The sequence below is a fragment of the Actinocatenispora rupis genome, from assembly GCF_016861975.1.
In the GTDB taxonomy this organism is placed as follows: domain Bacteria; phylum Actinomycetota; class Actinomycetes; order Mycobacteriales; family Micromonosporaceae; genus Actinocatenispora; species Actinocatenispora rupis.
The window spans coordinates 83,503-105,831 of sequence record NZ_BOMB01000030.1 but is presented as its reverse complement, the minus strand read 5'-3'; the positions used below and the strand labels follow the sequence as shown (position 1 = coordinate 105,831).

Genomic DNA, 22,329 nt, shown 5'->3' with positions numbered 1-22,329 from the left:
GGACGCTCGTACCAACTGAGCTACCTGACCGTGCGCTCGCCACATCGTACCTGCTCCCTCAGCCGACCACCCACCCGGTTCCGCCCACCCAGCCGAGCGAAGCCAAGCGAAGCGAAGGCGCAACCAGAGCCGAGCGAAGCGAAGGCGAGTGCAGAAGCCGAGCGAAGCGAAGGCGTAACCCCCACGACCGAGGAGAGAACCGGGGGTGCCGGGGGGCGAAGCCCCGCCGGCGCGGGGTCTGGGGGCCGCGCCCCCAGAAAGCAGAAAGCCGACGTGTGCTTGCGCTTTCCGCAAGCACACGTCGGCCAGTCGGCGGTCCCGACGGGACTTGAACCCGCGACCTCCGCCTTGACAGGGCGGCGAGCACTCCAACTGCTCCACGGGACCTGGTCCGGAAGACCCGGTCGTGCCCCCAACGGGATTCGAACCCGTGCTACCGCCTTGAAAGGGCGGCGTCCTGGGCCACTAGACGATGAGGGCGCTTGGCGTGTTGCTGTCACATAATGGCAGAGCCATCATCCCACATCGCAACCCGGTCCTTGCGCCTCCGTCGCGGTCGTGCCGTCGGAAGCGAGGCAAGCATACGTGACGGGTCGGCGGCCACCAAATCCGATCCCCCTGGGGCCGGTCAGAGCCTGATCAGGTCGTACTTGCGGCCCAGGTAGGGCAGCAGGACCTTGAGTGCGGCGTACGTGTGGCTGCGGTCGCCGCCGCCGTCGTGGTCGAGGATGATCGAGCCGCGGCGGGTGGTGGATTTCACTGTGTGGATGATCGAGCGGGCCGGCGGGCGCTGCCAGTCGGACGGGTCGACGGACCAGTGCAGCGGGGTCATACCCAGCGAACGCGCCTGCCGGACGATGCGGGCGGACCAGTTGCCGCCGGGCTGCCGGTAGTACCGGATGCTGGCGTGGGGGACGGCGCGCCGGATGGCGGCGTTGGTGCGCGTCATCTCGGACCGGATGTACGCGGTGGAGCGCTGGTTCAGGAACTCGTCGTGGTCCCAGGAGTGGTTGCAGAGGGTGTGCCCCTCCTTGACGATCTGCCGCACGAGTTTCGGGTACGCCTTCGCCTCCCGGCCGATGATGCAGAACGTCGCGTGCACGTGGTACTTGCGGAGGAGCGCGAGGATGCGCGGCGTCCAGGTGGGGCTGGGGCCGTCGTCGAACGTGAGGGCGACGGCGCGGGTGCCGGTGACGCGCAGCGAGCCGCTGGGGCCGTCACCGGAGCGGGGGCGGCCGGCGAAGGCCGCGATGCGACCGAGTGCGGTGGGCGACGGGCTGGGACTGGCGGAGGTACGGCGGGGCGAGGGGGACGCGACACCGTTCGCGCCGGCGCTTGTGCTGCCGCACGCGCTGAGCAGCATGAGCAACGCCGCCCCAACGGCTACCAGGAGTCGTCGCCGTAGCACTTTCCGCACCCCTGTCCGTTTTCGCTGGTCGCGGCCAGCGTAGACGGGGACGGCAACGGGATGCCAGATCGCTCAGAGCGGGATTTTCGGGACGAGTCTCACAGGGACGCGAAGGGCCGTTCGACACGCTCCGCAACCGTGGCCGAACGCCCGATCCGACCGTCAGCCACGGGCCGATGACACTTGTCGTTACGTCCAAAATGCACAGCGTCAGATTGTTCAACTGTCGAATTGTTCAACTGTTCAACAATCCGCGGCGCGCAGCCGTACGACACGCCAACGACCGCAACACGCCGGGCGTACGCCGAGCCGCGCGTACCTGGATGTCTCGGCCCGGACGCCGCAGGGTGGTTTGCGCGTGCGCGCGGGGATCGCCGGGTCAGTGGGTGTCGGCGGCGGCCTGTGCGGCGAGCCGGAGGACACCGCCGAGCCACGGCGTGTACTCGTCGGGGCGGGCGGCGAGGTCGGCGCGCAGTTCGGCGAGGGGTACCCAGCGCCATTCGGCGACTTCGGACGGGTCCGGGGTGGGCGCGGGGGCGGTGTCGACGACGCCGACGAGTACGTGGTCGTGTTCGTCCTCGACGCGGTTGGTGGCGGCGTCCTCGGCGCGGTAGTCGAACTCGCCGACCTCGCGCAGCGGGATACCGGTCAGGCCCATCTCCTCGGCGAGCCGGGTGGCGGCCTCGTCGGGGAGGTCGCCGCCGGGTGCGGGGTGGCCGCAGGTGGTGTTGGACCAGCGCAGCGGGAAGCGGGTCTTGACGCCGGCGCGGCGCTGGAGGAGTACGCCGTCGGGTCCGAGCAGGAGCACCGAGTACGCGCGGTGGTGGCGGCCGGGGAGGGTGTGCGCCTCGGCGACGCTGCAGGTACCGATGGATCGGCCGGCGTCGTCGACCAGTTCGACAGGGTGCACTTCGCGGTTGACCGACATCGACAGCTCCCGACTTCCGTGCGTGGTACGCCCGTTGTGAGGTTACCGGCCGACCCGCGTGTACCGGACGGATCGGCCGCGGTCGGTACCGGAAAATCGGGTCCGGGCACAATCGACGACGCCGGGTGACGGTGGGACCGGGAGAGAGGTACGGGCCGTGGTCGACGCTGGGGAGCCGCTGGCCGCCGCGTACGCGCGGTGCCGGTCGCTGCACCGCCGCCACGGCCGGACGTACTACCTGGCCACGCGGCTGTTGCCGGCCTGGAAGCGCCGCCACGTGCACGCGCTGTACGGCTTCAGCCGGTACGCGGACGACCTGGTCGACGGGCACGGTTCGACGGCGGCGAAGACCGCGGCGCTCGGGGAGTACGCGGGGAGGTTCGTGGCGGGGCTGGGCGGTGAGATGCGGCCGGATCCGGTGCTGCCGGCGGTGCTGCACACGATCCGGGTGTTCGACCTGGACGTGGCGGACTTCGACGCGTTCCTGGCGAGCATGGCGATGGACCTGACCGTCACCGACTACCCGACGTACGCGGAGCTGTGCCGGTACATGGCGGGGTCGGCGGCGGCGATCGGCTCGATGATGCTGCCGATCCTCGGTACGGAGCGGGTCGCGGTCGGCGAGGCGCGGGAGGCGGCGCGGGCGCTGGGGCTGGCGTTCCAGTTGACGAACTTCATCCGGGACGTCCGGGAGGACCTGGCGCGGGGCCGGGTGTACCTGCCGGGCGAGGACCTGGCCCGGTTCGGCGTGACGCGGGCGGACCTGGCGGCCCCGGTCGCCGGCCCGGCGGTCCGCGCGCTCGTCGAGTTCGAGGTACGCCGGGCGCACGGGCTGTACGAGGCGGCGGCGCCGGGCGTGGCGATGCTGTCGCGTACGGCGAGACCCTGCATTCGCGCCGCGTTCACGCTCTACCGGGGCATCCTTGATGAGGTGGCGCGCGCCGGGTACGACGTGCTCGGCCGCCGCGCGACGGTGCCGAACCGGCGCCGGGCCGCGGTCGCCGCCCGCGAACTGGTCGCCCTGGCCTGGTGAACCGCCCGGCGTCGGCGGCACGGCGGTCCGGGCGGCGGTCCGGTCACCCGGCGGGACGGGGCACGACGCACCGACGGGCCGGTGCGTGGGCGGCGGTGACAGGAGGGGCGATGCACACGTTCCGCAGTGAGGTGGTGCTCGACCGGCCGGTCGAGGAGGTCTTCGCCTGGCACGAACGGCAGGGCGCGCTGCGTCGGCTGCTGCCGCCGTGGGAGCCGGTGACGGTGGTCCAGGAGGCGCCGGACCTGACGGAGGGCTCGGAGGCGGTCCTGCGGCTGTCCGGGCCGGGTGCCGTCGCGCCGCGCTGGGTGGCGCGGCACACCGGGCTGCGCGCGCCGTACGAGTTCACGGACGTGCAGGTGTCGGGGCCGTTCGCGGCGTGGCGGCACCACCACGTGTTCGAGCCGGCCGGCGACGGCGGGTGCCGCCTGGTCGACGAGGTGACGTACGAGCTGCCGTTGGGGCCGGCGGGCGACCGGGCGAAGCCGATGGTGGAGGCGCGGCTGCGGCGGATGTTCGCGTACCGGCACCGGCAGCTCGCGGACGACCTGGCCGCGCACGCCGCCGCCGGGGTGCCGCCGATGACGGTGGCGGTCACCGGGGCGAGCGGGTTCGTGGGTACGGCGCTGACGGCGTTCCTGACGTCGGGCGGGCACCGCGTGGTCCGGCTGGTACGGCGGGCACCGCGGGTGCCGGACGAGTCGGCGTGGGATCCGGAGCGGGGTCTCGTCGACGCGGAGGTACTGCGCACCGTCGACGCCGTCGTGCACCTCGCCGGTACGCCGATCGCGGGTCGCTTCAACCATCGCCACAAGGAATCCGTACGCCGGAGCCGGGTCGCCGGTACGCGTCTGCTGGCGCGGACGATCGCCCGGCTGCGGGCGGAGGGCGACGGCCCGCGGGTGTTCGTCACCGCCTCCGCGATCGGGTACTACGGCGCCGACCGCGGCGGCGAGGTGCTGGACGAGGAGTCCGGGCCGGGGCGGGACTTCCTGGCCGAGGTGTGCCGGGAGTGGGAGGCGGCGACGTGCCCGGCGCGCGAGGCCGGCGCGCGCGTGGCGTACGTGCGGACGGGGTTGGTGCAGTCGCCGCTCGGCGGCACGTTGCGGATCCAGCTGCCGCAGTTCTGGGCGGGGCTGGGCGGCCGGCTCGGCACGGGCGAGCAGTGGCAGTCGTGGATCTCGCTGGACGACATCGTCGGCGTCTACCACCACGTACTGACCAGGGACGGGATCTCGGGTCCGGTCAACGGGGTGGCGCCCGAGCCGGTCACCAACGCGGCGTTCACGGCGACGTTGGGGCGGGTACTGCACCGGCCGACGCTGGTACCGACGCCGTCGTTCGGGCCGCGGCTGCTGCTGGGCGACGAGGGCGCCGACCTGACCGCGTTCGCCAGCCAGAACGTCCACAGTGGAGTGTTGGCCGGCGCCGGGTACCGGTTCCGCCAGCCGGACCTGGAGTCCTGCCTGCGCCACGTACTCGGCCGGTGACTGTTTCCCTTGTCGTACAAGGGAAATGGGGTCAGGCGAGCGGGACGGCGGTGAGCAGGACCACGGAGTCGGCGAGCGCCTCCAGGGTGTGCCGGGCGTGCGGCACGTTGATCAGGTCCCCGTCGGTACCGTCCCAGGCGGCGTCGGCGGTCGCCAGCCGTACCCGGCCGGACAGGACGAGGACGGTGGCCTCGCCCGGGTTGTCGTGCTCGCGGAGCATCTCGCCGGCGGCGAGGGCGATCACGGTCTGCCGGAGCCGGCGCTCGTGCCCGCCGTACACGGTGCTGGAACTGCGGCCGTTGGGGGCGCGGAGGGCCGCGGCGAGCTGCTCCCGGGCGAGCGCGGTGAGCGACGACTTCTCCATGCCGGGACCGTACCGGCTGGGGCGGGTGCCCGCGCGGCGATCCGGCCAATCCGTCAGCCGCCGGTCATCCCCCAGCGGCGCCGGATCGCGGCGTCCACCTGGCCGAACAGCGCGTCGATGACGAGCCCGACCGCGAGTACGACGATCATCATGGCGATGAGGTGCAGCGAGTCGGACTGTTCGCGGTACACGTCGAGGAGTTCGCCGAGGGCGGGCCGGTTGGCGATCGTGACGAGCAGTTCGCCGGCCATCAGGCTGCGCCACGCGAACGCCCAGCCCTGCTTGAGCCCGGCCACGATGGACGGCAGCGACGCCGGCGCCACCACGTACCGGTAGAGGCCGAGGCCGCGGGCGCCGATGTTGCGCCCCACCCGCACCAGCACCGGCGGTACGTAGTCAACGCCGGCGATGACGCCGTTGGCGATGGCCGGCGCGGCACCGAGTACGACGACGAAGAGGATCGCGCCCTCGGTGAGCTGGTAGAGCAGGATCGCCAGCGGGAACCAGGCGATCGACGGCATGGTCTGCAGCGCGGTGATCATCGAGCCGAGCGCGGCGCGCAGCACGCGGATCCGCGACACCGCGATCCCGAGTACGAAGCCGATCACGGCGGCGAGCGCGAACCCGGTGACGGCGCGGCGCATGGTGGTCGCCACGGCCGAGGCGAACTCGCCGGTCGGCACGATGTCGACCATGCCGCGGGCGACCGCGGCCGGGCCGGGCAGCAGGTAGTCGGGCTTCCACCCGGACCACACCACGACCTGCCACACGAGTACGGCGAGGGCCAGCGCGAGCAGCTTCGGCCACAGCGCGCCGAGTACGGTGGCCAGCCGGCTGCGTTCGCGGGCGGCGCCGGCGAGTTCGAGGGCGTCCAGTCCGGACAGGTCGCGGCGCAGGTCGCCGGCCGAGGTCGTGGGCGGTGCCGGGTCACCCGCCATGGCGGCGTACCTCCTCGCGCAGGCGCGCGGTCACGTCGGCGGCGATCGCCGCGGTCTCGGGCGAGTCGATCCGGCGCGGTCGCGGCGTGTCGACGCGCGTCTGCCAGACGACGCGGCCGGGCCGGCTGGACAGCAGGACGATCCGGTCGGCGAGCCGGGCCGCCTCGCGTACGTTGTGGGTCACGAACAGGACGGCGGGGCCGCGCTGCCGCCAGAGGCGTTCCAGCTCGTCGTGCAGCAGGTCGCGGGTCATCGCGTCCAGCGCGCCGAACGGCTCGTCCATCAACAGCACCGGCGTACGCAGGGCGAGCGTGCGGGCCAGCGCCGCCCGCTGCCGCATCCCGCCCGACAGCTGGTGCGGCCGGCGCCGGGCGAAGTCGGCCAGGTGTACGGCGGCGAGCAGCTCGCGGGCGCGTTCCCGGCGTTCGGCGCGGCCGACGCCGTGCAGCTTGAGTGCGAGTTCCACGTTGCCGGCGACGGTCAGCCACGGGAACAGCGCCGACTCCTGGAACATCAGCGCCGGCGTACCGCCGGGCACGTCGATGGTGCCGGTGGTCGGCGCGTCCAGGCCGGCGACCAGCGACAACAGGGTCGACTTGCCGCAGCCGGACGCGCCCACCACGCACACGAACTCGCCCGGCTCGACGGTCAGCGTGATGCCGTCGAGCGCGACGACCGCGTTGCCGCCGCGGCCGTGCACCTTGCCGACGGCGTTCACGGCGACGGCCGGGCGTACCGCGTCGTCGGGCGGCCGGGCGTCCTCCCGTACCGTGCCGTCCGCCCGGGTGGTCACGTCGTACCCGCGGAGACGGGCTTCTCGCCCTTCGCCTTGAGTACGGCGTTGAGCGGGCCCAGGTCGTAGATCCCGGTGAGGTCGACGGACTTGAGCAGCCCGACGTCCTCGGCGTGCTTCGCGCCGGCGACGAGCGTGTCGGCGAGCGGATCGTTGGTGAACTCCAGCTTCGGCCACGCCTGCTTGACGAGGTCGAGCTTGAGCGGCTTGCCGGAGACCTTGCCGATCTGGTCGGAGACGACCTGCTGTGCCTCGGCCGGGTGCGCGCGGATGTAGTCGTTCGCCGCGACCTGACCGGCCAGCAGCTTCTTCACCACGTCCGGGTGCGCCTTCGCGAAGTCCTTGCGTACCACCAGATCGGTGACGACGAAGCGGCCGCCGGGCCACAGCGAACGCTCGTCGACGAGCACGTGCCCGCCGGCGTTGACGATCTGGCTCGCGTACGGCTCGGGCAGCCACGCGCCGTCGATCGCCCCCGACTTGTACGCGGTGACCGCGTCACCGTTGGACTGCGGCTTGACGTGTACGTCGCCGCCGCCCTGCTTGGTGGTGGACAGCCCGTGCTTCTTCAGGAAGTACCGCGCGGAGACGTCCTGGGTGTTGCCGAGCTGCGGGGTGGCGATGCTCTTCCCCTTGAGGCCGGCCCAGTCCCTGATGCCGGGCCTGACCACGAGCGACGCACCGCCGGACGCCGCACCCGCGATCACCTGTACGGCGCTGCCGTGGCTCTGCGCCCACGCGTTCACGGTGGGGTTGGGCCCGACGTACGCGGCGTCGATGGCGCCGGACAGCAGCGCGGTGACGGCGTCCGGGCCGGCGTTGAACGAGGTGCCGCTGACCGTCGCGGTCTTGCCGAGCGACGTGGCGAAGATGCCCTTCCCGAGCCCGACCAGCGGTACGGCGTGTGTGACGTTCGGGAAGTAGCCGAGGCGGAGCTTGGTCGGGCCGGCGTCGGCGGAGCCTCCCGAACAGCCCGCGAGCGCCGGGCCGAGCAGCAGCGGTACGGCGAGCGCGAGCAGGCGGCGGCGACGAGTCATCCGACTTCCCTCAGTAGTCGATCGGTTTTATAGAGAATGCGCGAGAGCGGCGGCACCGTCAACCGCCGTACCGGATGGTGGGGAGCGCGGGCCCGGACGTACCGGCCGAATCGACCGCGGTCGCCGCGCTCGACTGTGTTGCAGAACACGTTTCGGCAGGAAACTTGGCACGATGATCAACCTTCCTGCGCCTTTGCGCGTCTACCTGTCTGAGGGACCTGGGGAGTCCGCCCTCACGACCGGTCGAACGGTGAGGGCGGCCGGAGGTGTGTCCGCAGCCGGAATCCGTTGTCCCACAAGGTTTTCACCGGGTTCTATCGTGCGGTCGACCCTTCGGACAGCGGCTCGTCCGCTCTGGATACGGGGATGGCACATGCAACCAGACAAGAGCCGGGCGGCGACCCGGCATCGGGGGGCGCCGGGCACGGTCCGGCGCATGGTCGCCGCATCGGTCGCGGTCGTCGGCGCCGCGGGCATCACCGCCGCGGCACTGCCGGCCGCGGCCACCGCGACCCCACCGCGACCGACTCTCAACACCGGCCACACCACCCGGGTCACCCTGCCCACCGGGGACAAGCTCCTCGTCACCCGGGACGCCAGCGGCCGGGTCCGCGGTGCCACCCCGGCCACGCGTACGCACCAGACGTTCCTGACCGAGCACCTCGGCAAGGACACGTACGTGCTGCCCGGTACGGCGCTTGCCAAGCTGGGCAAGGGAATGAGCCTCGCGCAGTTCGACGTGACCGCGCTCGCCGCCGGCCGTACGGGGGTGAACCCGGGCGGCGTGCACCCGAACTTCCCGATGCGTACGGCCACGATCACGGTGCTGGACGCGCAGGGCAAGCCGGCCGACGACGCCGGCCTGGCCGTGGTGAACGTCGACGACTCGCGGAAGTACGCGAACTTCCCGGAGGCGGTGAACGGCCAGGCGCGCATCAGCGTCCCCGACGGGCACTACGCGCTGATGGCCTACCACGCGACGTACGACGCGGCGGGCACCAGCGTCACCGGCGAATGGATCTCGTTCGGCCGGTTCACGGTGAGCGGCAAGGCGGTGACCAGCACCGTCGACATGCGCAAGGCCACCAGCGAGCTGAGCATCGGTACGCCGAAGCCGGCCGACACCCAGGCCGTCGACCTGACCTGGGCCCGCGGGTCCAGCGACGACGCAGGCCTCAGCTCCGGCGTCTCCACCGACGCGTCGCACCCCGTCCACGTGTCGTCCAGCCCCAGCGGGCCGGGCGTCCAGCACTGGGACGTGCACGCCACGCTCACGTCGCCGAAGGGCACCGCCGAGCCGTACCAGTACGAGGCGGAGTTCGCGACGGACCGCGCGGTCGGCACCAACCAGCGGTACGCGGTGACCGAGGACAGCGTCGCCACCATCGACACCCGGTACTACGCGGACAAGCCCCGCACCGGGCAGAGCGTCTGGTTCTCCGCGCTGCCGTGGGAGTTCCTGGTGTTCCGCGCCGGTGTCGAGCAGCCGCAGCCGGAGCGGCGCACCGTCTACCTCAGCGCCGACGACCCCGACCTGACGTACTCGTCGATGGTCGTGGCCCGGTTCGCCGAGGGCGACTTCTACGGCGAGATGGACTCCGGGGTGCGCACCTTCTCCCCCGGCCAGCAGGCCCGCATCGACTGGATGCGCGGCCCGCTCGCGCCCGGCATCCCCGGTGACACCGGCGTCGGCGACTACTACTGCGGCGCCTGCCGGCAGAGCGACACGATGTCCATCGGGCTCGCCCCGGTCACCGACTCGACCGCCGACCACTCCGGCTACCTCGACCCGCCCGGCGACGGTACGGTCTCCAGCTCGCACTTCGTGCTGTACCGGGGCAGCGCGAAGCTCGCCGACGAGAAGGACGTGGTGGGCGGCGACTTCCCCGTACCGGCGGCCCGGTCCAGCTACCGCATCGCGTACGACCAGACCCGGCGCGCGCCGTGGACCGCGCAGTCGACCACCTCGCACACCGAGTGGACGTTCAGCTCCACGCACTCCGGTACGGCCGGGGTGCCGGGCCGGTTCGTCTGCGCCGACGGCACCACCGCGAAGTGCTCGCCCGTCAACCTTCTCCTCCCGCGGTACGCGGTGGACCAGACGCTCGACGGCCGCGTACCGGTGGGTGCCAGTTCGCTGGTGCTGACCGTGACGCACGCCGCAGGCAACCCGCGTACGCCGATCGAGGGCGCGACCGTGGCCGTCTCGTACGACGACGGCAAGAACTGGACGAAGGCTTCCGTGCAAGACCTGGGTGGAGGGCGGTACTCCGCCGGGTGGGACAACCCGGCGTCGGCCGCCGGCCACACGGTGACCCTCAAGGTCACCGCGACCGACTCGACCCACGCCACGGTCACCCAGATCGTGCACGCCGCGGTGACGGTGGCGGCCCAGTGAGGAGGAACCCGATGAGAAGGTCCGTACGCGGCGCGCTCGTGGCGGGCGCCGTCGTGGCGCTGGCCGTCGGCGTCGCCGGTACCATGCCGGCGGCCGCCGCCCCCGGTACGAGCACGCGCGCCGCCTGCCGCATCAGCTTCCCCGGCGAGGCGCGCTGCCTCGCCGAGTACCGGACGGGTGGTGGGGCGCACCGGCTGGCGGTGTCGCCGAACGCCGCGCCGGACGGGTTCGGCCCGGCCGACCTGCGCTCGGCGTACAAGCTGCCGGCGAAGGGCGGGACCGGCACCGTCGCGATCGTCGACGCGTACGGGTACCCGACGGCGGAGAAGGACCTCGCCGCCTACCGCAAGCAGTACGGGCTGCCGGCGTGCACGGTGAAGTCCGGCTGCCTGCGCGTCGTCAACCAGCAGGGCAGGACGTCGCCGCTGCCCGAGGGCGACCCGGGTTGGGGCGTCGAGACGGCGCTCGACCTGCAGATGGCGTCCGCCGCCTGCCCGTCCTGCAAGCTCCTGCTCGTCCAGGGCGACGACGCCAGCCTGGAGGCGCTCGGCGCGGCCGTCGACACCGCCGTCAAGCTCGGCGCCACCGTCGTGTCCAACAGCTACGGCACCGACGAGTTCAACGGCATGTCGGACTACGCCAAGCACTACACGCACCCCGGCGTACCGATCCTGGCGTCGTCGGGCGACGACGGCTTCACCGCCGCGTCGTTCCCGGCCGTACTGCCCGGCACGATCGCGGTCGGCGGCACCACGCTCGCCAAGGCGAAGAACGCGCGCGGCTGGAAGGAGTCCGCGTGGGAGGGCGCCGGCAGCGGCTGCTCCGCGTACGTCGACAAGCCGGCCTGGCAGAAGGACAAGAACTGCGGGATGCGTACCACGGCCGACGTGTCCGCCGTCGCCGACCCGGACACCGGCGTCGCCGTCTACGACACGTACGGCCTGGGCGCGGACGCGGGGTGGCTCGTCGTCGGCGGCACCAGCGCCTCCTCGCCGTACGTCGCGGGTGTCATCGCCCTCGCCGGCCACGCGAAGACCGTCACCCCCAAGAAGCTGTACGGCGAGCCGAAGGCGTTCTTCGACGCCGTCGGCGGCTCCAACGGCTACTGCGGCGGTGACTACCTCTGCACCGGCCTCAAGGGGTACGACGCGCCCACCGGCCTCGGCACCCCGAACGGCATCACGCCGTTCCAGTGACGGACGTCGGGGCCCGGCACCACCGGGCCCCGGCTCCCCCGTCGGGACACCGGCCTGCCGGTACCCGACTCCCCTGGGCAGGGCCCCGGGTCCGGTGCCGCGCCGGCCCCGGGGCCCTGCCGCATCCGGTACCCGGATCGGTTGCGCGCAGCGCGGACCGCGCGCCCCGGCGACCCGACCGGGTGACGCCCGCGCGTCGAAACCGTTGGTACATCGTTGAACCCGGCGACACACCGGGCCGACCGGATGCCGACGTCGGCCGGAATCCCTTGTCGCACTGGGAGAATCGATGACGCCCGCCCTCACCGTCGACACCGTCCGCGCCGTGACCCGGATCGAGATCGCCGACCACGTCGAGTCCGCGTTCGCCGCCGGACCGGCCAGCCGCGAGGCGCTGCGCACCGCCGCGCGTACCGCCGACGCCCGTCCCGCGCTGCTCGCCCTCCTCGACACCCTGCCCGACCGGCAGTACGCCGAGCTGCGCCAGCTGTGGACCGACCTCCCCGACACCCCCATCGGCCTCTGACCCTGGTACGGGTGGCGTCGGCCCCGCGGTGGCGCCGGCTCCGGGTGACGGTGGCCGCGGGTCGCACCGGACCCCGGGTGAGGTGGGGCGGGGTGGTGTAGGCCCGGGCCAGCGGTCGGTGATTGGCTCTTGGCAGGCAGCCGGGCAATGCCCGAACATCGGAGAATGACCCGATTTCCGGCCAGCTCGATGTCGAGCCTCATCGACGCGCCCGTCCGGTACGACCTGGCCGAGAGCACGTCCCCGCCGCTCCGGCTCGGCGAGGTCGTCGACCCGGTCAGCCTCGCCGGGCTGTCCCTCGACTACGGCACGTCGCCCGGTGACGCCGAGCTGCGCGCGGCGATCGCCGCCGACGCCGGCGTACTCCCGGATCAGGTGCTGGTCACGGTCGGGGCGGCCGGCGCGATGTTCCTGCTGGCGCAGGACCGTGCACCGGGCCGGGTCGTGGTGGTCGGGCCGTGCTTCCCGCCCGCGCGTACGGTGCCGAAGGGGTTGGGGTCGCCGGTCGACGTGGTGCCGTCGCGCTTCGCCGACGGGTACCGGCTGCCGGTCGGGGCGGTCGCCGAGCGGCTGACCACGGCGACCCGCCTGGTGTCGCTCGCCTCCCCGCAGAACCCGGCCGGCGTCCGCTACACCGACGCGGAGCTCGCCGAGCTGCTCGCCGTCGTCGCCGAACGTGCCGCGCCGGACGCCGTCGTACTCGTCGACGAGACCTACCGCGCCGCGACGTACGGGCCCGCGCCGGTGCCGCCGTCCGCCGCGGCCCGCTCGCCGCGCGTCGTCACCTGCTCGTCGCTGTCCAAGGCGCACGGCGCGCCCGGCCTGCGCGTCGGCTGGCTCACCACCACCGACCCCGACCTGTACGAACGGCTCCGCAACGCGAAGTTCCTCCGCACCATCGCCTGCTCCGGCATCGACGAGCACCTCGCCCTCGGCGTACTCCGGCAGCAGCGCGCCATCCTCGCCCCGCGCGCCGCCCACCTCGCCCGTACTCTCGCCGAACTCACCGCCTGGGTCGCCGACCACCCCGTCGACCTCGTACGCCCGGACGGTGGCGCCCTCTGCTGCCTGCGCCTCGCCCCCGAGGTCGACGTCGCCGACTTCCACGTCCAGCTCGCCGCGCTCGACACCCGCGTCGCCCCCGGCTCCTGGTTCGGCGACGAGGACCGCGTCTTCCGCCTCGGCTTCGGTCACCTCCCCCCGGACGACTTCACCGAAGCCCTGGCCCGCCTCTCCAAAGCCCTCACCACCGCCACCTCCTGAGTACGCGATCGGCGCAGCGGTCGGGATCGTCGTGTCACGCGTCCGGTTGCGGCGCGGTCGGAGGGGCGGTCAACACACGGGTGGCCCGGTCAAAGACACGGGTGGCGCGGTCAAAGACACGGGTGGCCCGTCAAAGACGCGGGTGGCCCGGTCACAGACGCGGGTGGCGCGGGCCGGTGGCGGGGGTGCCGGGGGGCGAAGCCCCGCCGGCGCGGGGCACGGGGGCCGCGCCCCCGGACAGCACAAAGGCCGACGCGCGCTTGCGTTCTCCGCAAGCACACGCCGGCCCGTCGGCGGTGGTGGTGGGATTTGAACCCACGGAGGGCGTGAACCCTCACACGCTTTCGAGGCGTGCTCCTTAGGCCGCTCGGACACACCACCGCGAAGGACTGTACCGGATGCTTTGGGCGACCCTCCAACCGGTTCGCCGGTGGGGCGCTGGGAGGATCGACGGGTCAACGCAGACCCTTGGGAGTGACCATGAGTACGCATATCGGGGCGGAGCCGGGCCAGATCGCGGAGCGGGTGCTGATGCCCGGTGACCCGCTGCGGGCCAAGTGGATCGCCGAGACGTTCCTCGACGACGCGAAGTGCTACTCGACGGTGCGCAACATGTTCGGCTTCACCGGGACGTACCGGGGTGTGCCGGTGTCGGTGCAGGGGTCCGGCATGGGCGTTCCGTCGATCTCGATCTACACGCACGAGCTGATCAACGACTACGGCGCGAAGACTCTGGTACGGGTCGGGAGCTGTGGCGCGCTGGCGGAGTCGTTGCAGTTGCGGGACGTGATCGCGGCGATCGGCGCGAGTACGGATTCGGCGATCAACCGGCAGCGGTTCGACGGCGTGATCGACTACGCGCCGGTGGCGGACTTCGGGCTGCTGCGCGGCTCGGTGGACGCGGCGGCGGCGCGCGGCATCGACGTGAAGGTCGGCCAGGTGCTGTCCGCGGACGTGTTCTACACCGACCGGCCGGACCTGCCGGACCGCCTCGCCGGGTACGGGGTGCTCGCGGTGGAGATGGAGGCGGCGGCGCTGTACACGCTGGCGGCGAAGTTCGATGCGCGGGCGCTCGCGCTGTTGACGGTGTCGGACCACATCACGCGCGGCGAGGCGCTGCCGGCGGAGGACCGCGAGCGTACGTTCTCGCAGATGGTCGAGGTGGCGCTGGACACGGTCACCGCCGACGCCTGAGCCCGGTGGGTCCGGTGCCGCGGCGCACGACACCGCGGCACCGGCCGCCGGTACGCGGAAACGTCGTACCCCGGGGGGATGATCGGGGTGTCGGCGGGAGGGCGAGGGAGGTCCGGCGGGATGGGTGCCTGGGACACCGGGGTCTTCGACAACGACGGCGCGGGCGATCTGCACGCCGAGTTGCTGGGCGCCGGGCCGGAGGACCGGGCGGAGGTGCTGCGGTCCGCTTTCGCCCTGCCCTGCGAGGGGTACGTGGAGGTCGACGAGGGTCAGCGCGCGCTGGCCGCCGCGGCGGTGGTGTCCGCCGCGCGCACCGGCACCGACCTCACGGCGTACGGGCGGCGGGTGCCGGCGGCGGACCTGCCGGCGGCGACGCCCGAGCTGGTGGCGCTGGCGCGGGCCGCGGTCGACCGGGTGCTCGGCGCCGACTCGGAGTGGCGCGAGCTGTGGGAGGAGGCCGACCAGCTCCCCGACGCGTTGAGCGCGGTCGCCCGCATCCACGCCGACCTCACCTGACCCGCGGCGGTCAGCGGAGCGAGTCGAGGACCTCGAAGTACGTGGGGAAGGTCTTGGCGACGCAGCCGGGGTCCGCGATACCGATGCCGGGCGTACGCAGGCCGAGGAGTGCGAGGCTCATCGCCATCCGGTGATCGTCGTACGTCTGGAACGTGGTGGCCCGCGGTACTCCCGGGTGGATGGTGAAGCCGTCGGGGTCCTCGGTGGCGTCGATGCCGGCGCGGCGGAGTTCGGTGACGACGGCGCCGATGCGGTCGGTCTCCTTGCGGCGGATGAAGCCGATGCCGCGGACCCGGGTCGGCGAGTCGGCGTGTACGGCGACGGCCGCGAGCGTCTGCGCGGTGTCGGAGATGTCGGCCATGTCGACGTCGACGCCGTGCAGCGTGCCGGTGCCGCGCACGGTGACGCTGTCCCGGCCGCGGTCGACGGCGGCCCCCATCTTCGCGAGTACGTCGACGAACGCGACGTCGCCCTGCAACGCGTCCGGTCCGAGGCCGGGCACGGTGACGCGGCCGCCGGTGATCGCCGCGGCGGCGAAGAAGTACGAGGCGGCGCTGGCGTCCGGCTCCACCGCGTACTCGACACCCCGGTACGCGCCGGCCGGTACGATCACGCGCTTCTCGCTCACGTCCGCCCCGGCGGCACCGAACGCGGCCATCACCCGCGCCGTCATCCGCACGTACGGCACGGACACCAGCGGCGTGCTCACCCGTACGGTGAGGCCGTCGGGGAGCAGCGGCGCGGCGAGCATCAGCCCGGACAGGAACTGGCTGGACAGGTGGCCCGGGATGGTCACCTCGCCGCCCCGGATCGGCCCCGCCACCTCGACCGGCAGGTACCCGGGCTCGGCGAGCGGCCGTACCGTCGCGCCCAGCTCGGCCATCGCGTCGAGCAGCGGCCCGAACGGTCGGGCCCGCAGCTGCGCGGCACCGTCGACCACCACCGGCGTCCTCGTCAGCGCCGCCGCCGGCAGGACGAACCGCGAGGTCGCGCCGGACTTCCGGGCGTCGACGGTGGTCGGCTCGGCGCCGATCGCGCGCCCGGCCCCGCGGACGACCATCCGGGCCGCCGACTCGTCCGTCTCGACCTCGACACCCAGCCCGCGCAGTACGCCGACCATCGCGGCGGTGTCGTCGGCGAACAGCGCGCCGCGCAGCGTACTGGTGCCGTCGGCGAGCGCCGCGCACAGCAGCGCCCGGTTCGTCACGCTCTTCGAACCGGGGATGGTCACCTCGGCGTCGGGCGCGGCGGTCAGCGGCTCGATCGGCCGTACGTCGTGGTCGGTCACGGGCGCGGCCGATCAGTGGCGGTCGGCACCGGGACGCCCGCCGACCGGCGGCGCGGAGCATCGGTCATGCCACCATGCTGCCGCAACGCACCGGCCCGGACACCGACGGGTGCCCCCGCGCCCACCCTCCGGACGCCGCCCCGTGGCGGACACCGTCGACGTCGCCGCCCCGGTCGCGGGTCAGCGGCCGAAGAAGCCGCGAAGGAGCGCGCCGCACTCGTCCGCGAGTACGTCCGGGTAGACGTCGGGGCGGTGGTTGAGACGGCGGTCGCGGACGACATCCCACAGCGAGCCGACCGCGCCGGCCTTCGGATCCCAGGCGCCGAACACGAGCGTGTCGACTCGGGCGAGGACCAGCGCGCCGGCGCACATCGTGCACGGTTCGAGCGTCACCACGAGGGTGCAGCCGGTCAGCCGCCACTCGCCGACGCGCGCGGCGGCGCGACGCAGCGCGAGTACCTCGGCGTGGGCGGTGGGGTCGCCGGTCGCCTCGCGCTCGTTGGCGGCGGCGGCGAGTTCGACCCCGGCCGCGTCGTACACGACCGCACCGATCGGTACGTCACCGGCCGGCGCGTCGGCCGCCACCTCCAGCGCCCGCCGCATCAGCCCGGCGTACGAGGACGGCGGCAGGCTCAGCGCAGCTCCTCGACGTCGTCCGCGCAGCCGAGTACGGCGCAGATCTCGGCGGTGACGTCGCTGGGCATCAGGCCCTCGCCGGCGCACAGCGCGAGCAGCCGCTTCCCCGGTACGCCGAGGTCGGCGAGCAGCTCGGGGTCGCCGACCGGCTCGGCGTCGTCGCCGTTGGCGGGCGCCGCCGGCTCGGCGTCGGCGTCGTAGTCGTCCGATTCGTAGTCGTCGTCGGGCAGGTCGACCTGCTCGGGCCGGTCCTCGTCGCCGAGCAGCGCCGCGCCGAGCGGCGACTCGTCGACGAACGCCGCGTCCGAGCCGAACACCCGCAGGTCCTCGCCCTCGTCGAGGCGGAGGATCGCCAGGTACTCGTCGTCGACCTCGACGAACAGCAGCGACACCTCGGCCTCGGTGTCGAAGTCGCGGAGCAGCTCGGCGGCTTCCTCGACGTCCGACAGCTCGGACGGTCTGCCCAGATCCAACTCCGCGACGGCCCAGCCCTTAGGCCCTCGGGCCACAGCGGCAGCGAAGTACGACACGGTCCCCCCGGGTCATGTTGAGGTGGCGATCATGCCCGCCCGGCGGGGTGGCCGGGCCGAAGCGTCTCTCACGGAGAATTGTGTGCACGGACCGGCTGCCCTGCCCGCACCCGACCCCATCTTGTACGACAGGTCACGGCGGCAGGAGAGGCCCGCAAGCGAGATCGTAGACCGAAACCCGGCGCCGGTTGTCGGCGCAGTGGGCGGATGTCGCGGCGAACGGCTCAGGTGAACAGCCGGCGACGGGTGGCGATGAGGTCCCGGAGCCGGTCGACCTGGGCCCGGCGGGGCTGGACCCGGTCGCGCAGCGCCTTGGCATCGGAGAGTTCGGCGAGCAGTTGCAGGCGTCGCCGCCGCCGCTCAGGGTCGAGCCGCTGCAACTTCATGGGGGGCATTCCGCGAATGTGCCCAACCGCCGACGGGGACGTCAAGTCCGGGTCCGGTTTTGCCACCGACCCCACACGCCGGGTACGTGGAACGCGACCGGTCGCCACCGTTCCGGCACCATCCGTCAGGCCACGACGCCGTACGGTTCCGCTGTTCCCCTGCCCGCTCACCGCCACCTCCGAAGGCACGCCGACGACGCCGACCGCGGCGCAGGCCACGGCCGGGGACGAACAAGGGGTACGAATCCACGTTAATCCCGCGGGAGTCGTACCGGACCGGAATGGCCGACCCACCGGGCCGCCGCACCGACCGGGCGCACCGCCGACCCGGGCACCCGTGGAAGATTCGCGGTCCGCGTACGGATCGCTACAGGAACGCGACGGGCGACACCCCTGTCCGGGGTAGCACGACCGGCGGGGGCGGGCTGGCGATCATGCCGCGGAGCTGCGGAAACGGGGCTACCAGAGCAGCCAGGAACCGGCGATCGCGTTGGCGACGACGATGATGCCGGCGATGCCGAGCCCGACCCCGGCCGTACCGGCGATGCCGACGGCGACACCGCGGTCGCCGAACCTGGCCAGGGTCAGCGCGGCGAGCAGAGCCAGGGCCGCCGCCACGATCGTGACCCAGGAGTACGCCCGGGCGGACCAGCTGATCGCCGCGGTCATGCCGAACCACACGACGGTCGCGCCGATGCCGGCCCAGACCGCGCCGGTACGGATCGGGTGCGGTTCGCGGTAGACCGGGCGGGCGGGACCGATCGGCGCACCCCAGCCGACGCGCGGCCACGGTACGCCCGGGTTCGGCCAGGCGCCGCCGGCCGGCACCGGTCGACCCGGCGGTACGGGCGGGAGCGGTGGGCCGCCGGGCCAGCCCGCGCCGACGGGCACCGCGGTCGGCGGCAGCGGGTGCGGCCCACCTGGCATTCCGGGGCTGACGGGCGGGCCGGGGACGGCCACACCGGGCGGCGGGTATCCGGGCGGACCCGGTGGCGGGGCCGGGCGGGCCGGCGGGGTCGCGGCGTCCGGCGGCACCCAGCCACCGGTCGCCGGGCCTGCCTCGCTGCGCTCGACCACGCCGTCCACCTCCTTCGCGGAAGCGTACCCGCGCCGGGCAGCCCGGCCCGCCGGGTGGAGCACCCGCGCGCGCTCAGCCGAACTGGGCGAACCGGGCGCGTGCGGTGTTCGTACCGAAGGTGGTGAAGGTGCCGCCGACGGCGATCGCGTGCCGGCTCTGGCTGGCCGCCAGCACGATCACGCCGACGACCCCGTTGGCCTGCGGCGCCCAGGGCAGCAACCGGCCGGACGTGTCGGCGGCGAGCAGCTTCTGCCGTCGTACCTTGCCGTCCAGGCACGTCCCGTGTGCGTCGGCGACGCGGGACGTGGTGCACGCGTCGTCGAAGTGGCCGGCGGCGTACACCGCACCGCCGAGGACGGCCAGGTCGTACACGTCGCCGTCGGTGGTGAGCGACCACGACGCCGACCCGCCCGGGGCGTACGAGACGATCCGGCCGCCGGGGCCGGCGAGCGCGGCGTACACGGTGGTGCCGGAGACGGTGACGTCGTGCACGGCGTACGGGACGGTGGCGGCGAAACCGGGCACGAGCGCGCCGGTGGTGGCGCTGACCGCGGCGAGGCGCTGGTGGTCGGCGGAACCGTCGACCTGGTGGAAGCTGCCGCCGAGGTACACCCGGTCGCCGGCGACCGCGACGCTGCGGACGGTGTCGTCGGGGGTGGGCGCGAAGCCGCTGTCGAGCGCGCCGCTGCTCAGCGAGAACGCGGCGGCGCGGGACCGCGGCTGGCCGTCGACGCTGGCGAACGCGCCGACCACGTACAGCCGGCCGGCCCCGGTGGCGAGCGACATCGGCGGGCTGGCGACGGTGTGCGCGAAGCCGTTGTCGACCGCTCCGCTGGTCGCGGAGACCTTGGCGATGTGCCGGTGCGCGGCGCCGCCGACGTGCGTGAACTGCCCGCCCAGGTACACGCTGCCGCCGGCGACGGCGAGCGCGGTGACCGGCCCGTCGACGTCGGGCGCCCAGCCGGTGACGGCGCCGGTGTCCGCGTCGACGGCCGCGACGTACCCGCGCGCGGTGCGGGTGGTGCCGTTCACGGCGGTACCGAAGTCACCGCCGATGTAGATCGTGTTCCCCGAGTACGCCACGGCGCGGACGGTGGCGTCGAAGCCCACGCCGGCCCGCGGTACGGCGGAAACCGTTGCGGTGGCGGCGTTTCCGACGCCGGTCAGCGCCCCTGCGAGGACGGTCCCGGCCGCGGCCGCCAGTACGGCGAGCCGGCCCCTGCGAACTGTCATCGCCCAGTCCCCCCGGAATATCGCAAAAAGTAGTGATGAGGCTACCGATTGCCACCCTGCCTCATCCGGCCCCCTGCGTCACGCCGCCCCGCCGCTGTGCCAGGGTGTTCGGCGTGACGCTGCGGACCGTGACAGTCATCGGGCTGGGACTCATCGGCGGCTCGCTGCTGCGCGCCCTCGCCGACCGCCCCGACCTCACCCTCCACGCGTACGACAGCGATCCCGGCACGCGCGCGCTCGCGACCACCGCCGGCGGGCACGCTTGGCGAGTACACGAGAGCGCCGGGGCCGCGGCGCGGGACGCCGACCTCGTCGTCCTCGCCGTCCCGCCGCACGCGATCGACGGCGTCCTCGCCGGGCTCGCCGACCTGCCGGCCCTCGTCACCGACGTGTGCTCCGTCAAGTCCCCGGTACTCGACGCCGCCCGCCGGTACCCGGTGCGGTTCGTGGGCGGGCATCCGATGGCCGGCACCGAACGGTCCGGCTTCGCGGCGTCGGATCCGGCCCTGTTCGCGGACCGTACGTGGGTGCTGTGCCTCGAAGCGGGCACCGACCTCGCCGACTGGCTCACCGTCGCCGCACTCGTCACCGCGCTCGGCTCGCGGGTCGTCCCGACCACGGCCGACCGGCACGACGCCGCCGTCGCCCGGGTCAGTCACCTCACCCACCTGGCCGCGTCGGCGCTCGCCGCCACCGCCGCCGACCCGCTCTCCCGTACGCTCGGGGCCGGGTCGTTCGCGGACGGTACCCGGGTGGCCGGGAGTTCGCCGGAGCTGTGGGCGGACATCTGCGCCGCGAACGCCGGCGCGCTGCGGCCCGCGCTGGACGCGTTCGCCGACCGGCTCACCGCCGCACGGTCCACATTGGACGGTGCGGATCCGCGCCCCGCACTCGCCGAGTGGTTCACCCCCGGGTACGCCAGCCGCACGACGTGGCCGCCGACCCCCGCCGGGTCGCGTACGGTCCCGGCGACGCGGGAGGCGCTGCTCGCGCTCGGCGCCGCCGGCGGCTGGCTCACCGCCGTCACGGCGGAGCCCGCGCCACACCTCACCGGCACCGAACCCGCCGCCGGTACGGAGTAGTCAGGGGCGGAGGACGCGGCGGTCGGTGACGATCGCGGTCACCAGATCGTGCGGCGTGACGTCGAACGCCGGGTTCACCGCACCGGCCGCGCCGGGCGCGATCCGTTGTCCCGCAACGGACAGCACCTCGTCGCCGGCCCGGTCCTCGATCGGTACGTCGGCGCCCGTCGCGGTCTCCGGGTCCACAGTGGACTCCGGCGCCACCACGACGAACGGCACGCCGGCGCGCGCCGCACCGAGCGCGTGCGCGTACGTGCCGACCTTGTTGACGACGTCGCCGTTCGCGCAGATCCGGTCCGCGCCGACGATCACCACGTCGATCTCGCCGCGCGCCATCAGGAACGGCCCCGCCGAGTCCACCGCCACCCGGTACGGCACGCCCAGCTCGCCGAGTTCCCAGGCGGTCAGGCGCGCGCCCTGGAGCAGCGGCCGGGTCTCGGAGGCGACGACACCGGCGAGCGCGCCGCGCCGGTGCAGCTCCGCGACCACACCCAGCGCGGTACCGCCGGTGACGGTCGCCAGCCCGCCGGTGTTGCAGTGCGTCAGGATCCGCGGCGCCGGCCCGGCCAGCGTGGTGACCAGATCCGCGCCGGACGCGGCCATCGCGGCCGAGCTGGCGATCTCCTCGTCGCGTACGGCGAGCGCCACGGCGACCACCGCGTCGACACCGTCGTCCAGCGCGGCCGCGGCCCGGTCGACGCCGCGCGCCAGGTTCACCGCGGTGGGGCGGGCGTCGCGCACCGCCGCGACCTCGGCGTCCAGGCCGGACGTGGTACCGCGGGACGCCGCCGCGAGCGCCACGCCCATCGCCCCCGCCACGCCGAGCGCCGGCGCACCCCGCACCGCCAGCCGTACGATCGCGTCGACCAGCTCGGGCACCGTACGCAGGCGCAGCAGGACAGTACGCGCGGGCAGGGCGGTCTGGTCGATGATCTCCACCGCGGGACCGCCGTCGGGGGCGTCGACCCAGTCGATCGTGCGCATACCCACACCGTACCGGCGGCGGAGGCAC

Annotated in this window: 22 protein-coding genes and 3 tRNA genes; 9 read left to right on the top strand and 16 right to left on the bottom strand. The window is 73.6% G+C overall.

Going from position 1 to position 22,329, the window contains the following annotated elements; genetic code table 11:
• Positions 1-313 precede the first annotated feature (313 nt).
• The 4 genes from Aru02nite_RS25925 to idi all read right to left on the bottom strand — a co-directional run bounded on the left by Aru02nite_RS25925 (position 314) and on the right by idi (position 2,336).
• Positions 314-387: transfer RNA gene (locus Aru02nite_RS25925), tRNA-Asp, on the bottom strand.
• Between the two features lie 20 nt (positions 388-407).
• Positions 408-480: transfer RNA gene (locus Aru02nite_RS25920), tRNA-Glu, on the bottom strand.
• A 148-nt stretch (positions 481-628) separates the two neighbouring features.
• On the bottom strand, positions 629-1,363 hold the full coding sequence (locus Aru02nite_RS25915) for a polysaccharide deacetylase family protein (RefSeq protein WP_203662158.1): 735 nt from the start codon (positions 1,361-1,363) through the stop codon (positions 629-631).
• A 424-nt stretch (positions 1,364-1,787) separates the two neighbouring features.
• Entirely contained in the window at positions 1,788-2,336 is a 549-nt protein-coding gene (gene idi / locus Aru02nite_RS25910) for an isopentenyl-diphosphate Delta-isomerase (RefSeq protein ID WP_203662157.1), read from the bottom strand.
• 157 nt (positions 2,337-2,493) lie between these two features.
• On the opposite strand from idi, the gene Aru02nite_RS25905 reads away from it, so the two are divergent.
• Together Aru02nite_RS25905 and Aru02nite_RS25900 are read left to right on the top strand one after the other, a co-directional pair.
• Positions 2,494-3,369 (top strand): phytoene/squalene synthase family protein, encoded by an 876-nt coding sequence (locus Aru02nite_RS25905; protein ID WP_239076952.1) that lies wholly within the window; start codon positions 2,494-2,496, stop codon positions 3,367-3,369.
• Between the two features lie 110 nt (positions 3,370-3,479).
• Positions 3,480-4,859, top strand: a complete 1,380-nt coding sequence (locus Aru02nite_RS25900) for a TIGR01777 family oxidoreductase (RefSeq protein WP_203662156.1) — start codon at positions 3,480-3,482, stop codon at positions 4,857-4,859.
• Between the two features lie 31 nt (positions 4,860-4,890).
• On the opposite strand, the gene Aru02nite_RS25895 is transcribed toward Aru02nite_RS25900, so the two are convergent.
• The 4 genes from Aru02nite_RS25895 to Aru02nite_RS25880 all read right to left on the bottom strand — a co-directional run bounded on the left by Aru02nite_RS25895 (position 4,891) and on the right by Aru02nite_RS25880 (position 7,991).
• Positions 4,891-5,223, bottom strand: a complete 333-nt coding sequence (locus Aru02nite_RS25895; RefSeq protein ID WP_203662155.1) for a cupin domain-containing protein — start codon at positions 5,221-5,223, stop codon at positions 4,891-4,893.
• Between the two features lie 53 nt (positions 5,224-5,276).
• Positions 5,277-6,161 (bottom strand): ABC transporter permease, encoded by an 885-nt coding sequence (locus Aru02nite_RS25890; RefSeq protein WP_203662154.1) that lies wholly within the window; start codon positions 6,159-6,161, stop codon positions 5,277-5,279.
• Positions 6,151-6,879, bottom strand: coding sequence for an ABC transporter ATP-binding protein (locus Aru02nite_RS25885; protein ID WP_203662170.1), 729 nt, complete (start codon positions 6,877-6,879; stop codon positions 6,151-6,153). Before Aru02nite_RS25885 ends, Aru02nite_RS25890 begins: the two co-directional genes overlap by 11 nt.
• A 71-nt stretch (positions 6,880-6,950) precedes the next feature.
• Positions 6,951-7,991: an ABC transporter substrate-binding protein gene (locus Aru02nite_RS25880; RefSeq protein ID WP_203662153.1), complete on the bottom strand. Its 1,041-nt coding sequence runs from the start codon at positions 7,989-7,991 to the stop codon at positions 6,951-6,953.
• Positions 7,992-8,427: 436 nt separating this feature from the next.
• Here Aru02nite_RS25880 and Aru02nite_RS25875 point away from each other — a divergent pair, with 436 nt between their 5' ends.
• The 4 genes from Aru02nite_RS25875 to Aru02nite_RS25860 all read left to right on the top strand — a co-directional run bounded on the left by Aru02nite_RS25875 (position 8,428) and on the right by Aru02nite_RS25860 (position 13,374).
• Positions 8,428-10,389: a molybdopterin-binding protein gene (locus Aru02nite_RS25875; protein WP_203662152.1), complete on the top strand. Its 1,962-nt coding sequence runs from the start codon at positions 8,428-8,430 to the stop codon at positions 10,387-10,389.
• A gap of 11 nt (positions 10,390-10,400) precedes the next feature.
• Positions 10,401-11,585: a S53 family peptidase gene (locus tag Aru02nite_RS25870; protein WP_203662151.1), complete on the top strand. Its 1,185-nt coding sequence runs from the start codon at positions 10,401-10,403 to the stop codon at positions 11,583-11,585.
• 289 nt (positions 11,586-11,874) lie between these two features.
• Positions 11,875-12,111 (top strand): DUF2795 domain-containing protein, encoded by a 237-nt coding sequence (locus tag Aru02nite_RS25865; RefSeq protein ID WP_203662150.1) that lies wholly within the window; start codon positions 11,875-11,877, stop codon positions 12,109-12,111.
• Positions 12,112-12,276: 165 nt separating this feature from the next.
• Complete coding sequence (locus Aru02nite_RS25860; RefSeq protein WP_203662149.1) at positions 12,277-13,374, top strand: pyridoxal phosphate-dependent aminotransferase; 1,098 nt, start codon at positions 12,277-12,279, stop codon at positions 13,372-13,374.
• A gap of 294 nt (positions 13,375-13,668) precedes the next feature.
• Here Aru02nite_RS25860 and Aru02nite_RS25855 read toward each other — a convergent pair.
• Positions 13,669-13,755: transfer RNA gene (locus tag Aru02nite_RS25855), tRNA-Ser, on the bottom strand.
• A gap of 99 nt (positions 13,756-13,854) precedes the next feature.
• Between Aru02nite_RS25855 and deoD the strand changes: the two genes are divergently transcribed.
• Both deoD and Aru02nite_RS25845 read left to right on the top strand, forming a co-directional pair.
• Positions 13,855-14,568 (top strand): purine-nucleoside phosphorylase, encoded by a 714-nt coding sequence (gene deoD, locus Aru02nite_RS25850; RefSeq protein ID WP_203662148.1) that lies wholly within the window; start codon positions 13,855-13,857, stop codon positions 14,566-14,568.
• A gap of 120 nt (positions 14,569-14,688) precedes the next feature.
• Positions 14,689-15,084 carry a DUF4259 domain-containing protein gene (locus Aru02nite_RS25845; RefSeq protein ID WP_203662147.1) on the top strand — a complete coding sequence of 132 codons (396 nt, stop codon included), beginning with the start codon at positions 14,689-14,691 and terminating at the stop codon, positions 15,082-15,084.
• A gap of 10 nt (positions 15,085-15,094) precedes the next feature.
• Here Aru02nite_RS25845 and aroA read toward each other — a convergent pair whose 3' ends face one another.
• From aroA to Aru02nite_RS25815, 6 genes are all read right to left on the bottom strand, one after another.
• Positions 15,095-16,372, bottom strand: a complete 1,278-nt coding sequence (gene aroA / locus Aru02nite_RS25840; RefSeq protein WP_239076951.1) for a 3-phosphoshikimate 1-carboxyvinyltransferase — start codon at positions 16,370-16,372, stop codon at positions 15,095-15,097.
• Positions 16,373-16,552: 180 nt separating this feature from the next.
• Complete coding sequence (locus Aru02nite_RS25835) at positions 16,553-16,975, bottom strand: nucleoside deaminase (RefSeq protein ID WP_203662146.1); 423 nt, start codon at positions 16,973-16,975, stop codon at positions 16,553-16,555.
• A 29-nt stretch (positions 16,976-17,004) separates the two neighbouring features.
• Positions 17,005-17,538 (bottom strand): tRNA adenosine deaminase-associated protein, encoded by a 534-nt coding sequence (locus Aru02nite_RS25830; RefSeq protein WP_203662145.1) that lies wholly within the window; start codon positions 17,536-17,538, stop codon positions 17,005-17,007.
• A 224-nt stretch (positions 17,539-17,762) separates the two neighbouring features.
• Entirely contained in the window at positions 17,763-17,933 is a 171-nt protein-coding gene (locus Aru02nite_RS25825; RefSeq protein WP_203662172.1) for a hypothetical protein, read from the bottom strand.
• A 450-nt stretch (positions 17,934-18,383) separates the two neighbouring features.
• Entirely contained in the window at positions 18,384-19,001 is a 618-nt protein-coding gene (locus Aru02nite_RS36910) for a hypothetical protein (RefSeq protein ID WP_239076950.1), read from the bottom strand.
• Between the two features lie 73 nt (positions 19,002-19,074).
• Positions 19,075-20,235, bottom strand: coding sequence for a hypothetical protein (locus Aru02nite_RS25815; protein WP_203662144.1), 1,161 nt, complete (start codon positions 20,233-20,235; stop codon positions 19,075-19,077).
• Between the two features lie 113 nt (positions 20,236-20,348).
• Here Aru02nite_RS25815 and Aru02nite_RS25810 point away from each other — a divergent pair, with 113 nt between their 5' ends.
• Positions 20,349-21,317 carry a prephenate dehydrogenase gene (locus tag Aru02nite_RS25810; RefSeq protein ID WP_239076949.1) on the top strand — a complete coding sequence of 323 codons (969 nt, stop codon included), beginning with the start codon at positions 20,349-20,351 and terminating at the stop codon, positions 21,315-21,317.
• Here the strand turns inward: Aru02nite_RS25810 and mtnA are convergent, their stop codons facing one another.
• Positions 21,318-22,301 carry an S-methyl-5-thioribose-1-phosphate isomerase gene (gene mtnA / locus Aru02nite_RS25805; RefSeq protein ID WP_203662142.1) on the bottom strand — a complete coding sequence of 328 codons (984 nt, stop codon included), beginning with the start codon at positions 22,299-22,301 and terminating at the stop codon, positions 21,318-21,320.
• Positions 22,302-22,329 lie beyond the last annotated feature (28 nt).

Excerpts from the sequence above, each read along its gene's own strand:
- Aru02nite_RS25895 (WP_203662155.1), bottom strand. The coding sequence starts at position 5,223 with ATGGAGAAGTCGTCGCTCACCGCGCTCGCCCGGGAGCAGCTCGCCGCG.
- Aru02nite_RS25835 (WP_203662146.1), bottom strand. The coding sequence starts at position 16,975 with ATGCGGCGGGCGCTGGAGGTGGCGGCCGACGCGCCGGCCGGTGACGTA.
- Aru02nite_RS25900 (WP_203662156.1), top strand. The coding sequence starts at position 3,480 with ATGCACACGTTCCGCAGTGAGGTGGTGCTCGACCGGCCGGTCGAGGAG.
- Aru02nite_RS25870 (WP_203662151.1), top strand. The coding sequence starts at position 10,401 with ATGAGAAGGTCCGTACGCGGCGCGCTCGTGGCGGGCGCCGTCGTGGCG.
- deoD (WP_203662148.1), top strand. The coding sequence starts at position 13,855 with ATGAGTACGCATATCGGGGCGGAGCCGGGCCAGATCGCGGAGCGGGTG.
- Aru02nite_RS25880 (WP_203662153.1), bottom strand. The coding sequence starts at position 7,991 with ATGACTCGTCGCCGCCGCCTGCTCGCGCTCGCCGTACCGCTGCTGCTC.
- idi (WP_203662157.1), bottom strand. The coding sequence starts at position 2,336 with ATGTCGGTCAACCGCGAAGTGCACCCTGTCGAACTGGTCGACGACGCC.
- Aru02nite_RS25845 (WP_203662147.1), top strand. The coding sequence starts at position 14,689 with ATGGGTGCCTGGGACACCGGGGTCTTCGACAACGACGGCGCGGGCGAT.
- Aru02nite_RS25915 (WP_203662158.1), bottom strand. The coding sequence starts at position 1,363 with ATGCTGCTCAGCGCGTGCGGCAGCACAAGCGCCGGCGCGAACGGTGTC.
- Aru02nite_RS25865 (WP_203662150.1), top strand. The coding sequence starts at position 11,875 with ATGACGCCCGCCCTCACCGTCGACACCGTCCGCGCCGTGACCCGGATC.
- Aru02nite_RS25860 (WP_203662149.1), top strand. The coding sequence starts at position 12,277 with ATGACCCGATTTCCGGCCAGCTCGATGTCGAGCCTCATCGACGCGCCC.
- mtnA (WP_203662142.1), bottom strand. The coding sequence starts at position 22,301 with ATGCGCACGATCGACTGGGTCGACGCCCCCGACGGCGGTCCCGCGGTG.
- Aru02nite_RS25875 (WP_203662152.1), top strand. The coding sequence starts at position 8,428 with ATGGTCGCCGCATCGGTCGCGGTCGTCGGCGCCGCGGGCATCACCGCC.
- Aru02nite_RS25825 (WP_203662172.1), bottom strand. The coding sequence starts at position 17,933 with ATGCCCCCCATGAAGTTGCAGCGGCTCGACCCTGAGCGGCGGCGGCGA.
- Aru02nite_RS25890 (WP_203662154.1), bottom strand. The coding sequence starts at position 6,161 with ATGGCGGGTGACCCGGCACCGCCCACGACCTCGGCCGGCGACCTGCGC.
- Aru02nite_RS25815 (WP_203662144.1), bottom strand. The coding sequence starts at position 20,235 with ATGACAGTTCGCAGGGGCCGGCTCGCCGTACTGGCGGCCGCGGCCGGG.